Origin of the sequence: Mycobacterium hippophais (genome assembly GCF_027529605.1) — a bacterium.
Taxonomy (GTDB): domain Bacteria; phylum Actinomycetota; class Actinomycetes; order Mycobacteriales; family Mycobacteriaceae; genus Mycobacterium; species Mycobacterium arseniciresistens.
This window is the reverse complement of sequence record NZ_JAPZPY010000007.1, coordinates 224,583-236,629: the sequence shown is the minus strand read 5'-3', so window position 1 is coordinate 236,629 and position 12,047 is coordinate 224,583. Positions and strand designations below refer to the sequence as shown.

12 protein-coding genes and 1 pseudogene are annotated in these 12,047 nt (G+C 67.9%); 8 read left to right on the top strand and 5 right to left on the bottom strand.

All coding sequences use genetic code 11. From position 1 onward, the window contains the following. The first annotated feature begins 170 nt into the window (after window positions 1-170). Window positions 171-533 (top strand): PAS domain-containing protein, encoded by a 363-nt coding sequence (locus O6P37_RS17035; protein ID WP_264012101.1) that lies wholly within the window; start codon window positions 171-173, stop codon window positions 531-533. A gap of 12 nt (window positions 534-545) precedes the next feature. On the opposite strand, the gene O6P37_RS17030 is transcribed toward O6P37_RS17035, so the two are convergent. Both O6P37_RS17030 and O6P37_RS17025 read right to left on the bottom strand, forming a co-directional pair. Continuing rightward, entirely contained in the window at window positions 546-1,187 is a 642-nt protein-coding gene (locus O6P37_RS17030; protein ID WP_269895185.1) for a TetR family transcriptional regulator, read from the bottom strand. Between the two features lie 56 nt (window positions 1,188-1,243). Next, on the bottom strand, window positions 1,244-1,921 hold the full coding sequence (locus O6P37_RS17025; RefSeq protein ID WP_269895184.1) for a TetR family transcriptional regulator: 678 nt from the start codon (window positions 1,919-1,921) through the stop codon (window positions 1,244-1,246). 604 nt (window positions 1,922-2,525) lie between these two features. Between O6P37_RS17025 and O6P37_RS17020 the strand changes: the two genes are divergently transcribed. Beyond that, window positions 2,526-3,392 carry a hypothetical protein gene (locus O6P37_RS17020; protein ID WP_269895183.1) on the top strand — a complete coding sequence of 289 codons (867 nt, stop codon included), beginning with the start codon at window positions 2,526-2,528 and terminating at the stop codon, window positions 3,390-3,392. On the opposite strand, the pseudogene O6P37_RS17015 reads toward O6P37_RS17020, so the two are convergent. Then, window positions 3,339-3,535, bottom strand: a pseudogene (locus O6P37_RS17015) (hypothetical protein); the annotation flags it as partial. The gene O6P37_RS17020 and the pseudogene O6P37_RS17015 sit on opposite strands and share 54 nt — an antisense overlap. Window positions 3,536-3,679: 144 nt before the next feature. After that, window positions 3,680-4,426 (bottom strand): hypothetical protein, encoded by a 747-nt coding sequence (locus O6P37_RS17010; RefSeq protein ID WP_269895182.1) that lies wholly within the window; start codon window positions 4,424-4,426, stop codon window positions 3,680-3,682. A gap of 1,382 nt (window positions 4,427-5,808) precedes the next feature. On the opposite strand from O6P37_RS17010, the gene O6P37_RS17005 reads away from it, so the two are divergent. From O6P37_RS17005 to O6P37_RS16980, 6 genes are all read left to right on the top strand, one after another. Continuing rightward, the gene (locus O6P37_RS17005; protein ID WP_264012095.1) at window positions 5,809-6,261 is read left to right on the top strand and encodes a MaoC family dehydratase; all 453 of its coding nucleotides are present in this window, start codon (window positions 5,809-5,811) and stop codon (window positions 6,259-6,261) included. 89 nt (window positions 6,262-6,350) lie between these two features. After that, complete coding sequence (locus tag O6P37_RS17000) at window positions 6,351-7,178, top strand: SDR family NAD(P)-dependent oxidoreductase (protein ID WP_269895181.1); 828 nt, start codon at window positions 6,351-6,353, stop codon at window positions 7,176-7,178. After that, window positions 7,175-8,269, top strand: a complete 1,095-nt coding sequence (locus O6P37_RS16995) for a phosphotransferase family protein (RefSeq protein WP_269895180.1) — start codon at window positions 7,175-7,177, stop codon at window positions 8,267-8,269. Before O6P37_RS17000 ends, O6P37_RS16995 begins: the two co-directional genes overlap by 4 nt. A 49-nt stretch (window positions 8,270-8,318) precedes the next feature. Then, complete coding sequence (locus O6P37_RS16990; RefSeq protein ID WP_269895179.1) at window positions 8,319-9,668, top strand: flavin-containing monooxygenase; 1,350 nt, start codon at window positions 8,319-8,321, stop codon at window positions 9,666-9,668. Continuing rightward, window positions 9,665-10,303 (top strand): TetR/AcrR family transcriptional regulator, encoded by a 639-nt coding sequence (locus O6P37_RS16985; RefSeq protein ID WP_269895178.1) that lies wholly within the window; start codon window positions 9,665-9,667, stop codon window positions 10,301-10,303. Before O6P37_RS16990 ends, O6P37_RS16985 begins: the two co-directional genes overlap by 4 nt. Then, entirely contained in the window at window positions 10,300-11,229 is a 930-nt protein-coding gene (locus tag O6P37_RS16980; RefSeq protein ID WP_269895177.1) for an alpha/beta hydrolase, read from the top strand. The genes O6P37_RS16985 and O6P37_RS16980 overlap by 4 nt, the downstream gene beginning before the upstream one ends. On the opposite strand, the gene O6P37_RS16975 is transcribed toward O6P37_RS16980, so the two are convergent. Continuing rightward, window positions 11,216-12,034: a mycofactocin-coupled SDR family oxidoreductase gene (locus tag O6P37_RS16975; protein ID WP_269895176.1), complete on the bottom strand. Its 819-nt coding sequence runs from the start codon at window positions 12,032-12,034 to the stop codon at window positions 11,216-11,218. The two genes, O6P37_RS16980 and O6P37_RS16975, sit on opposite strands and share 14 nt — an antisense overlap. Between the last annotated feature and the right edge of the window lie 13 nt (window positions 12,035-12,047).

Here is a 12,047-nt window from a genome sequence, read left to right as displayed (position 1 = left end):
AGTTGGTCAAACGCCCGCCGCGGCGGGCCCGATCGGTGATGATGACGGCCGACTAGGCTTTGCTGCGCCAGGCGCAGCGTCGGGCCGGGAGGCATCCCGAACCGACACCACACGAGGACGGGACCCGCAACGTGGATCGGCGACGTAGTAGTCAGGCCAATCGGTCACCCATGGCGCTGCTCGAGCAGATGCCGGCGCTGGTGCTGCTCGAGCGGTTCCCGGTGCCTGTGCTCGCAGTTGCCGAGGGCGGCGCCATCCTGTTCGCCAACGGTGCGTTCGCCGCGATGCTCGGGCGCAACGCCGAGGACATCCAGCGGATGCAGTTCGCAGACATCTGCACAACGGTTCCCACCGACGGACCGGTGTTGTCGGTCGTGCACGAGCACGCCGACATGATCGTCGAGCTCGTGGACCGCGAGGGGTCGACAGTCCGTGCGCAGATGAGTCGTTCGGCGTTGTTACGCGGCGACGACCCGGTCGCGTTGGCCACGTTCCAGGACCTCACCGAGCGGCTGTGGGTCGAGGAACTCTGAAGACCGGCCGGTTCAGCCGTCGGACGGCGCTCGCAGTGCCTCGCGGGCGAGGAACTCTCGGAAGTACCCGAGTGACTCGTCGGCGACGACGGCAGGCAACAGCACCTGCCACATCCGGGTCAACCGGTTGCGGAGATCGTCGTCGACACCCGACAGCAGTTCGGCGCCGAGCATCGCGCCGACGATGATCTCGGCCACTGCGCGCGGTTCCAGCCCGGCCCGCAGATCCCCTTCGGCGGCGGCGCGCCGGACCTCGTCCGCCATCTCGTCGAGCCAGCCCGCATAGACCAGTCGCGACACTTCGCTGAATCCGCCGAACACCCGCAGCAGTTGCGCGGCCGTGCGGGTGAGCGGGTCGGTGGCGACCCGGTCGACCACCATGAACAACCCGTGAATGATGTTCTCCAGAGCCGGCGACGTGGATGCGCTGATGCTGCGGAACGTCGCCAGCAGGTTGGCCCCGCCCTCGGCGATGATGGCGATCGCCAGTGACTCCTTGGAGTCGAAGTGGTAGTAGAGCGCGCCCTTGGTCAGCGCGGCGCGCTCGATGATGTCTCCCAGACCGACTGCCGGATAACCGATCTCGCCGATGAGATCGACCGCTGCGTCGACGATCCGGCGCCGCGTCGCCTCAGAGCGGGCCTGCCGCGGCATACGCGATCACCTCCGGCGATGGCCTCGAGTTCTCCGGACTGCAGCCCGGAGGGCGATCATAAGTCATCGGTGGGCAGCGGGGTGGCCCGCTTGAGTGCCTGCGCTCCGCGCCGCCGGGCGAACTGGGTGAGATAGCTCAACCGTTCGGGCCGTGCGATGCCCGGCAGTACGACGTCCCAGGCGTCGACGAGCCGCGTCAGGAACGCGTGCGGCTCGTCGAGGTCGCTCGTCTGCCGGATACCCACGTACATCGCGACCAGTAACCCGGCGACGTCATCGGCGCCGCGACCCTCGAGAAGGTCGCCCTCGTCGATGGCGCGCTGCGCGATGCCTGCGAAGCCGGTGACCCACGAGCCGTGCACGCGGATGGCCAGTCCATCTGTGCGCCCGATGGATTCGAGAAGGTTCAGCCCGGCCCTGGCGAGGTGGTCGCCGATGTCCTCAACGGCGATCACGAACATCACGTCGATGAGTGTCTCCGTGGCGGGCAGTCGCCGGGCCAGCACCTCGGCAACCACGGCGCGGCTCTGTTCGGCCCGGTGGTCGACGATCGCCACCGCGAGCGCGTACTTGGACCGGAAGTGGAAGTACATCGCGCCCTTGGTCACCGCCGCGTCGGCCAGGATGTCGTCGAGGCTGACCATGCTGTAGGCGCGCCGGGAGAACTGCCGCGCTGCGGCCTGCAGGATCAGCAGGCGCGTGGCGTCTGCTTTCCGGTCGACCTGATCGCTCACGGGGCCACCTCGGCAACTGGACTGACAGTCGGTTCTCTCTGTGATGAGACGGACGGGCACGGCACCCGCTGGTTGGTTGATCGCCCGCCGGACCCCAGAGGGATAGCCGGTCGCTGGTGATTTAACGACACGTCAATACTCTAAGTCATGTCAGAGGGTGCAAAGCATGCCTAAAGTATGTAAAGTGCCCGATCGTGATGACTTCTGGTTCGCGACCGGCGGGACGCCCGGTAACGTCGCCGCGCCCGGTTCCGGGTCGGCGTACCAGCGGCCGGACTCTTTGTGCAGGTCGGCCGGGTGCTACGTTTGATGTTGTTGCCACCGCCCGCCCTGGCAAACCCCTCGAAGTTCAGTGCGGGCTGTGGTGACTCATATCACTCGATTCGTACGCGGTCGTGTCCGCGTGATGAAGCAGCCGGAAGATGCGTTAACTTTCGTCGTAGCAGCAGTGTTCGACCGAAACGGCTCGGCTGTCGTGAATCAGAGCCCGTCGACCGTGTTCACGAGTCCGCGTCCACCAGCAACGTTGAGGTAATTAACAATGTGGGACGAAGAAGTTGATGTCGTCTGTGTCGGAGGAGCCGTCGGAGGCCTGGCGAGCGCCATGATCGCCGTGGACGCCGGCGCCGAGGTGTTCGTCGCCACGGCGCCGCCACCGGTGGACGACGACGTCGTGGCGCCACCACCCTCGTATCTTGAGCGCGGCTGGCTCACCCACGCACCCGAGGACGACGAGACGGGCGAGTACTTCGGGGAGCTCTCGGAGGACCTCGCCACGCTCGACCCCGTTGCGGGCGACATGGAACTGCCGACCCGCGTCGTGCGGGCTCAGACTCGCGACGAATGCGACGGCCGATGGGTCGAACCCTTCTACGGCGGTCGTCTCAGGAAGTGGGCCACTCAGTGCCTGCGGTCGCCCTACGGCCTACTGCACTCACGGGTGGCGGACTGGCAGACCACCACGATGCGGACACCGGCCGGGCGGGCGATCGAGGTCAAGCCGCTGGGCCCGGTGGGAACGGCTGGGACACCGGGGCTCTCGCTGGCCGCTTGGCTCGGGGGACAGGCGCATGACCGGCAGATCAGCATCCACACCGGTGTCGCGCTGCAGCGGGTCGTGTTCGAGGACGGGGAGGTCGCCGGCGTGGTCGTCGACGGCGTGGACGGTCCGCATGCGGTCCGGGCCCGGCACGGTGTGACGATCGCGCCTGCCGACAGTCACGCGGTGGCCATCGGCCGGCGGTCCCTGCAGGGCTACGAGGGATACCAGCAGCTGTGCCTGGTCAGCGAGTCGGCCAGCCGGTTCGCCCGCCTCGAGTTGCTGAACATGGGGGCGACGATCCCGGAACGCGCGCTGAGCTGCCACTCGATGAGCCGGCAGCTCCATCAGCCGCCCCGCGATGGACGGGCACTGCGTTCAGAAGCTGGGCGTGCGCGAAAACTGCACCGGTACCCGCCCGCCGGCCAGTAGCGCCTCCATCGCGTCGCTGGGCAGCGGTCGGGACAGCAGGAAGCCTGCGCCCGGTGGCAGCCGTGTCGCAGCAGGGCGACGGCTGCAGCCTCGGTCTCCACGCCCTCGGCCACCGGCTCGAGACCGAACGCCTCGGCAAGGGCGCGACGCGGCCGAAGTCCGCGTCCGTGTCGAACGGCACGCTGTACGGGTCGGCCGCGGCGGCGTCGCGGCATCGACCGCCATCAACTCAGTCGCGACCGCCGCGACGAGATCGTCGAGGCTGCCCCGGCCGACGCCGGCGGCCATCACGTGGTCACGGCGGCCGCCGCCGGCTCTACGGATCCGGTCAGGGCAGCGATCTTCTGCAGCTCGGAGAAGAAGGTGGACACCTGGTGGGCGTCCGCGCGGTTGGCGAAGGTGCGCCGGTCCCACCACATCATCTTGGTCTGATAGCGCTCGTCGGGATACGGCGTCGCCGGGATCCTGGCCGCCAGCACACCACCCGATGATAGCCAGCGGTTGAGGACGTAGGCCGCTGCCGTCGCGACGGCGAACTGGATATCGAGCAATACCATCGAATGCAGGGGCATACGTGCCAACACATTTGTCAGCTTTCGGCTCTGTTCGGGGTCATCGGACACCCACGCCGATTTGATCTCCACGACGCCGAACGGTAGTCGATCACTGACCATTTTTCGCACCGCGTGCAATCCCGGCTGACCGTTCCATTCAACAACGGCATGGCAATCGTCGACATTCAGGTATGGACCCTTTGCCCGCACTCCGCCGACGACGCGGCCGTCGGTATTGATTCCCGCGCAAAACAAAGCCGTGTCATTTCCGCTACGCAATGCCGGCACATCGAGGGCTGCTTCTACGCCGTGCTTTCGATAGCTGAGTTCGGCGCCGCGAACATACTCGGACCACAGCTCGGGTTCGGCCGCCGGTTGTGCCACCACAATGGTGCATTCGCTGTCGGGGTCCCACCAGCTGGGGCTCGTCTGCAGGCGCAGGTCGACCGAGCCGGAGGTGTCTAGCTGGGGAGCGGTCATGTGAGTCCATCCTTCGGGCAGCCGACCACCGGGGTCGAAGCGGCTGATTCTGGCGCGCATCACGCGGGGTTACGAATACGCGTTGATGAGTATCCCGCTCACTGCGACTTCAATTCCAGCTAGCGAGGGAGACTTGTCCAGCATTGCGCTTAATGGTTACGACTGTGCATCGGAGTTCGCACCCGGCCTGCGAAAGATGGCAATCTCGGCTAATCATTGTCACCGCTGGTCGTATTGCATCAGCGTCGTGCGCTGGCGAACTTTGCAATAGTTCCGGCGGACCAAAAGGTCGTCGTGAGAGGCCGCATCGCAATTTTTCGTGTTTGCCGCAGAGGTGAGCCGGGATGTCGATTTTCTCGCCATTGGACAGTGGCGAAGAGCGTCCCCGCGCGTCCGGCGGGATTCGTCGGGAACGGTGGCCGGCCGCATTCCGTCACCCCCGATGGCCTCTCCGGTCGCAGGTCGGACGTGGGGCGCCCAGGTGGGTGGGACCACGGGATGACCCTGCTCGCTCGTCTTGCCGGCCGCCAGACCGGCCGGACGGCGGGCGTCGCGGTGTTTGCCCGCCGGTCGTCGATCCTTGAACGTTCACGCGGTTCACAGAAGACGGGGCCGATCCCGTCGCTGCGGGGAAATCCCCGGTCGCCGCGCCGGTTTCGCCGGTGTGGTCCGGCGTCGAACGATGCGGTGCGGCCTCGGCGCCGGGTCGCACGGCCATGCCTTCCGGCGCACGCGCCGATACACGCGCCGCTCGCCGTGGTCGTCGTCCGGTGCGATGGCGGCTGCCGCCTTCCGGCGGTCGACCATTCATGATCAGAAACGCTTGCGTGCAGGAAACGGGGCCGGCCCGGTACGTTGACAGTCTTCGTGTTTTGCCGTCGCAGCGACGGCAATATCGTTCGCCAACGTAGTGAAAGCGCAGATCACGCATCCGGTAGGGGTACCAATCGCAGTGGCGTTGGTCACACCGGGCCAATGAACTGTTACTGCCGTCCAATTGTCTGCTGCGTCAAACCACACATCGGGTCGCTGCGGGGCGGAATTGACAATTAACGCAATGAAAAAAATGGCGTGGCCGTAAATCGCCGATCGATGGTCGAAAACGACAAGCGGTCGATCCGATGGGCGGTGAGCCGGCTGACGCCGCGACTGTTCGAGTACGACGCTGGCAGACGCGGCAGCACACGACTCGAGGGGCGGAGCGGGGCAGACCTCGGCCGGCGGCTCACGGGCCTCGATGCCCGTTCGTGTCCGCGAACGGTCAACGTGCCGTGGTGCACGATACTGCGGATCCGCCGTGCCGGGTGGTTCCTCGCGGTCCTCGAGCGGTTATCTTGTGGTCGAGTGCCGCCGCCGCGAGGACGGCGTCGAGAGGAGAAGTCATGAAGGTGTTCGCCGGTCTCGACGAGCTCGTCGCCGCGGAGGGCGTTCAGCTCGGTCCGACCGAATGGCTGGAGGTCAGCCAGGACCGCGTCAACCTGTTCGCCGACGCGACCGACGATCATCAGTGGATCCACATCGACCCGGCGCGTGCGGCGGAGGGTCCGTTCGGCGGCACCATCGCGCACGGTCTGCTGACCCTCTCGCTGCTTCCGCACTTCACTCATCAGCTCTACCGCGTCGAGAACGTGGCGATGGCCATCAACTACGGCTACAACAAGGTTCGGTTCATCACGCCCGTGCCGGTCGGTGCGAAACTGCGGGCACGTGCCGAGATCGCCGAGGTCAAACAGCTCGACGGCGCCGTGCAGGCGACCATGACCGTGACCGTGGAGGTCGACGGGTCGGACAAGCCGGCCGCGGTCGCGGAGTCGATCGTCCGCTTCATCGGCTGACCCCAACGGGCCTGCCCCGAGTCGCTACCGTATTGCTTACAGTCGACGTATCGTCACGGCAGTTCGCAGGTGGCGGGACTGGAGGCACGGTGTCCGAATTCTCAGGCAGGCAGGCCATCGTCACCGGTGCCGGATCGGGTATCGGGGCGGCGCTGTGCCGCGCACTCGTGGCGGCGGGAGCCGAGGTGCTGTGCACCGACATCGACGAGGTCGCCGCGGCGGGCACGGCCGCCGGACTGGGCGCTGCGGCGCGATCGGCGCGTCTCGACGTCACCGACGCCGCCGCCGTGCAAGCCGCGGTCGACGGCGTCGTCGCACGTGCCGGGCGGCTCGACCTGATGTTCAACAACGCGGGCATCACGTGGGCCGGTGACACGGAGCTGCTGACTCTGGAGCACTGGAACGCGATCATCGACGTCAACATCCGGGGAGTCGTGCACGGCGTTGCGGCGGCCTACCCGCAGATGATCCGCCAGGGCGGCGGCCACATCGTCAACACCGCGTCGATGGCCGGACTGGCTGCAGCCGGCCAGATCACGAGCTACGTGATGACCAAGCACGCGGTGGTCGGGCTGTCTCTGGCGCTGCGCAGCGAGGCGGCCGCGCACGGGGTGGGGGTGCTCGCCGTGTGCCCGACGGCAGTGGAGACACCCATCCTGGACAAGGGCGCGGTGGGCCCCTTCGACGGCCGCGAATTCTACCGACGGGGCCAGGGCAGCAAGCACTTCCACGATCCCGACATACTGGCGCGCGACACCTTGCGCGCCGTGCGGCGCAACCGCGCGCTTCTGGTCACGCCCCGCCAGGCGTACGTGGGCTGGATGTTCGCCCGGTTCGCACCGGGGCTCATGCAGCGGATGGCGATCCGCTTCGTCGCTCGTCAGCGCGCCGCCGCGGCAACGGGGACCGCGACGTGAGCCCGCCGATTCCGCGTCCGCCCGAGATCACCGGCGCCTGGCTGGGGGCGGTGCTCAGCGCAGGCGGTCGCGATGTCCAGGTCGACGCCGTCGAGGTGACGCCGATCGGATCCGTTGACAACGGAGCGTTCCGGCTGAGACCGACGTATGCGGCTGCGCAGCCGGACCTGCCTCGCAGTTTCACCCTCGAGACACCCGGGGTCTTCGGACACGGCAGCGAGTGCGCGTTCTACGCATCGGTCCGCGATCGGGTGGAAGTGCCGGCGCCCGAGTGCATGCTCTGTGAGATCGACGCCCAGACTGGTGAATTCGTGTTACTGCTGGCCGATCCGGCGCCCGTGGTCGTGGTGGACCCGCTCGACGGCTGCGACGAGGAGCGCGCACGGGTGGCCGCCGCGGCAATCGCCGGGCTGCACGCACCGACCTGGTGTGCGCCGGACTGGTTGCGCTTTCCCGGCCTCACCGCACCGCTGCCGGACAGTGCCGCGGCCAGGGCGCTCGGCGACGCCGCCCGCGCGGGCGGGGAGCGGATCGTCGAGCGGTTCGGTGGGCGGCTCACCGTCGAGGACACCGCGACCCTTGCCGAGGCCATGGCCGCGGTCGGCTCGTGGGTGTCTGCCGTCCAGGGCCGATACAGCCTGCTGCACGGCGACTTCCGCCTCGAGCATCTGCTGTTCGCCCCCGGCGGTGTGGCGGTCCGGGTGACCGGCTGGCAGACACTCACGGTCGGACTGCCGGCCCGAGATCTCGCCTGTCTGGCAGGAACCGGCCTGGAGCCCGAGCTCAGGTCGACTGCAGACCATGATCTCGTGACGGCCTACCACTCCGCACTGGTCGAGCGTGGAGTGACCGGATACGACCTCGAAACCTGCTGGCACGACTACCGGTACGCCATGTTGCAGGCCGTGCTGAGCTGCGTGTCGGCGTTGACCGAGTCGACGTCCGGCGGGCGTGCTTTGGACCCGTTGCTCGCGATGCTGCACCGCGCCTGCGTGGCCGTCCGCGACCTGCGGACGCTCGAACTCGTCGCCGAGGTCCACTCCGCGGAGCAGGCGGCCGCGCAGTATCTGACACAAGTCAATGTTCATTGACGTGTGTCAGAAGCGCTGTTAGTGTCCTGGCTCACAGCAGGAGGTGGGCATGGCCACGCAGCATCCGCGGGTCGCAGTCATCGGTGCGGGGATCAGTGGCCTCACGGCAGGCAAGATGCTCAACGACTACGGGGTGCCGTACACCACGTTCGAGAGCTCGGACCGCATCGGCGGCAACTGGGCGTTCGGCAATCCCAACGGCCACAGCAGCGCCTACCGTTCGCTGCACATCGACACGTCCAGACAACGCCTGTCGTTCAAGGACTTCCCGATGCCGGAACACTTTCCGACCTTCCCGCACCATTCGGATGTGAAGGAGTACTTGGACGCCTACGCCGACACGTTCGGACTGCTCGACCACATCGAGTTCGGCAACGGCGTGGTCCGCGCGGATCGCGCCGACGGGGGCGGCTGGGAGCTCCTCGACCAGGGTGGGGCCCGGCGGCGGTTCGACCTGCTGGTGGTCGCCAACGGCCACCACTGGGACCCCCGGTTCCCGGAGTTCCCGGGCACCTTCACCGGTGAGTCGATCCACTCGCACCATTACGTCGACCCGACGGCGCCGCTCGCGCTCACCGGGAAGCGGATCCTCGTGGTCGGTCTGGGCAACAGCGCCGCCGACATCACCGTCGAACTGTCGTCCAAGGCGCTGCAGAACCGGGTCACCCTCTCCACCCGGTCGAGCGCCTGGATCGTGCCGAAGTACATCGCGGGCCGGCCCGGGGACACCATGTGGCGCACCACCCCGTACCTCCCGCTGTCGTGGCAGCGCAAGGCGCTGCAGATTGTGGCGCCGGCGATGGGCACCGACCCGACCCGGTACGGCCTGCCGCCGGCGAATCACAAACTGTTCGAGGCGCATCCGACGCAATCGGTCGAGCTGCCGCTGCGACTCGGATCGGGTGACGTGATCCCCAAGCCGAATGTCGCAAGGCTGGACGGCGCGAGGGTGCACTTCGAGGACGGCACGAGCGACGAGTTCGACGTGATCGTCTATGCCACCGGCTACAACATCACGTTCCCGTTCTTCGATCCGGACTTCATCAGCGCACCCGACAACACCATTCGGCTCTACAAGCGGATGTTCGTGCCCGGCATCGCCGATCTGGCGTTCATCGGATTCGCCCAGGCCGTCCCGACGCTCTTCCCGTTCGTCGAGTGCCAGTCCCGCCTGCTGGCCGCCTACGCGATCGGACGCTATGCGCTGCCGCCGTCCGGGGAGATGGACCGGGTGATCGACGCCGACCAGCAGCGTTACGTCGGGCACTGCGCGGATCGGCCACGGCACACGCAGCAGGTCGACTACTTCTACTACGAGCACGACATCCGGACCCGCGAGCTTCCCGCGGGCGCCAGGAGAGCCGCCGCCACATCGCCACTGGTGCAGGCGGCGTCGTGAGATCGGCGACCGACCGCCGACCGCCGAACCGCAGCGATGTGCGCCGCGAGGCGATCCTGTCCGCACTCGACCAGTGGTTGCGCGAGACCAGCCTCGACGACGTCAACATCGCCCACATCGCGCAGCAGGCCGGGGTGACGCGCTCGGCGTTCTACTTCTATTTCGAGAACAAGGCGGCCGCGGTCGCGGCGCTGATGGAGCGGATCGTCGACGAGACCTTCGTCGTCAACGATGCGTTCACCGCGACGCCGCAGCCACCCCCGGCCCGTGTGCGGGCGATGCTCGACGGGCTCTTCGACACCTGGGAGCGCCACCGGCACCTGTTCCAGGCGATGCTCGAGGCGCGGGGGTCCAGCGCGTCGGTGCGCGAGATCTGGGACCGCGCGCGTGAGGCTTTCGTCGACTCGATCGCGGCGATGATCCGTGCCGACCGCGCTGCGGGCCTCGCACCCGAGGGTACCGATGCAGAGGTGTTGGCGACGGTGCTGCTGGAATTCAACGACCGGATGCTGGAACGGCTGACCCTGGGCGGCACGCTGACCCCGCAGCAGCTGCTGGACGGCGCCGCCGCGGTCTGGCTGGGCACGATCTACGGAATCAACACGACGCTGGACCGATCGCAGGAGCTGGCATGACCCGCAACGAGACCTCCTTCGAATCGGATGGCGTCACGTGCAGCGCCTGGCACTTCCCGGCGCGGGCTGCGGACTTCGACTCACCGGGCGGGCGTCCGGTGGTGGTGATGGCGCACGGCTTCGGCGGTACCAAGGATTCGGGCCTGGCGCCGTTCGCCGAGCAGTTCAGCGCCGCAGGCCTCGATGTTCTGGCGTTCGACTACCGCGGCTTCGGCTCCTCGGAAGGTGAACCGCGCCAGAGCGTCTCCGTCGCCCGGCAGCTGGCGGACTACCGCGCCGCTTTGGCCGCCGCGCAGCGCCTACCCGGCGTGGACCGTCGTCGCATCGTGCTGTGGGGCTCGTCGTTCTCGGGCAGTCACGTGCTGCGGGTGGCCGCCGAGTGCCCGGAGGTCGCGGCGGTGATCGCCATGACCCCGTTGACCAGTGGACTTGCCGCGAGCCGTGCGGCGGTGGCGCACCGAGACCTCCTCGCCGCGCTGCGGTGGACCCTGGTGGGCGTGAAGAGCCGCGTGCAGGTGGCGCGGGGGCGGCGTCCGTCTCTGATGCCGTTGGCGGCGCCGCCGGGGGAGTCGGGTGCACTCGCCCTCGACGGCGCCTACGAGAGTTACCGCCGCATCGCCGGACCGACGTGGCGCAACGAGATCGACGCCGGAATCGGCTTCGAGCTGGCCAAGATCCGTACTGCTAAGGCCGCCAAGCAGATTCGCGCCCACGTCCTCGTGCAGATCGCCGACTTCGACCGGTTCGTGCCTGCGGACTCGGTCGCGCGCACCGCCGTGCAGGCCCGCGCGCAGGTGCACCACTACCCGTGCGACCACTTCGACGTGTGGCCGGGGAACGACTGGTTCATGACCGCCGCCGGACACCAGGTCGGCTTCCTGCGGCGCGCGCTCGCGCAGCAGGCCCCGCCGGTCAGAACTGGGTAGAGCCGCAGTCGACAGCGATCGCGGCCGCGGTCACGAAGCGTGACTCGTCGCTGGCCAGCCAGGCCACTGCGTCGGCGATGTCCTCGGGCTGGGCGATGTCGGGGATGAACGGGGTGACCATGTTCATCAGACCCGGGTTCGTCGCGTCGGCGCGAACCAGTCCTTCCACCATGTCGCCGGTGCCCATCGGCGTGTTGACCGCTCCGGGATGCACACTGTTGACCCGGATTCGGTGCTTGCCCAGTTCGGCGGCGAACGCCCGCGCCATGCCCGTGACGGCGTGCTTGCTGGCCGTGTAGTGCACCATGAATGGCTGCATCTTCAACCCTGCGGCCGAACTGATCAGGATCACCGATCCGCCGCGGCCACCGTCGATGAGGTGCTGTGCGGCTGCCATCACCGTGTTCCAGGTGCCGGTGATGTTGACGTCGGTCACGTCGCGGAAGTCCTCGGGCGTGATGGTGTTCCACGCCTGCGGTGCGGTGATTCCGGCGTTGGCGACGACGACGTCGAGCCGGCCCAGCTCGGCGACCCCCGCGTCGACCGCCTCGCGGAGTCCGTCGTGGTCGCGGGTGTCGACCACCGTGGACAGGATCCGTCGTCCGGTCGCCTCCACGAGATCGACGGTCTCGGCGAGGTCCTCCGGAGTGGCGGAATCGTAGGGAACGCACGACGGCAACTTGCCCGCGACGTCCACCGCGATGATGTCGGCGCCCTCGGAAGCCAGCCGGACGGCGTGGGCGCGCCCCTGTCCGCGCGCGGCCCCGGTCACGAACGCCACTCTGCCACTGAGTCTCTCGCTCAAATCCGTACTCCTA

What these genes read in the sequence shown, in the direction of transcription:
- O6P37_RS17035 (WP_264012101.1), top strand. Translation starts at nt 171, where the DNA reads ATGGCGCTGCTCGAGCAGATGCCGGCGCTGGTGCTGCTCGAGCGGTTC.
- O6P37_RS17030 (WP_269895185.1), bottom strand. Translation starts at nt 1,187, where the DNA reads ATGCCGCGGCAGGCCCGCTCTGAGGCGACGCGGCGCCGGATCGTCGAC.
- O6P37_RS17020 (WP_269895183.1), top strand. Translation starts at nt 2,526, where the DNA reads ATGATCGCCGTGGACGCCGGCGCCGAGGTGTTCGTCGCCACGGCGCCG.
- O6P37_RS17010 (WP_269895182.1), bottom strand. Translation starts at nt 4,426, where the DNA reads ATGACCGCTCCCCAGCTAGACACCTCCGGCTCGGTCGACCTGCGCCTG.
- O6P37_RS17005 (WP_264012095.1), top strand. Translation starts at nt 5,809, where the DNA reads ATGAAGGTGTTCGCCGGTCTCGACGAGCTCGTCGCCGCGGAGGGCGTT.
- O6P37_RS16990 (WP_269895179.1), top strand. Translation starts at nt 8,319, where the DNA reads ATGGCCACGCAGCATCCGCGGGTCGCAGTCATCGGTGCGGGGATCAGT.
- O6P37_RS16980 (WP_269895177.1), top strand. Translation starts at nt 10,300, where the DNA reads ATGACCCGCAACGAGACCTCCTTCGAATCGGATGGCGTCACGTGCAGC.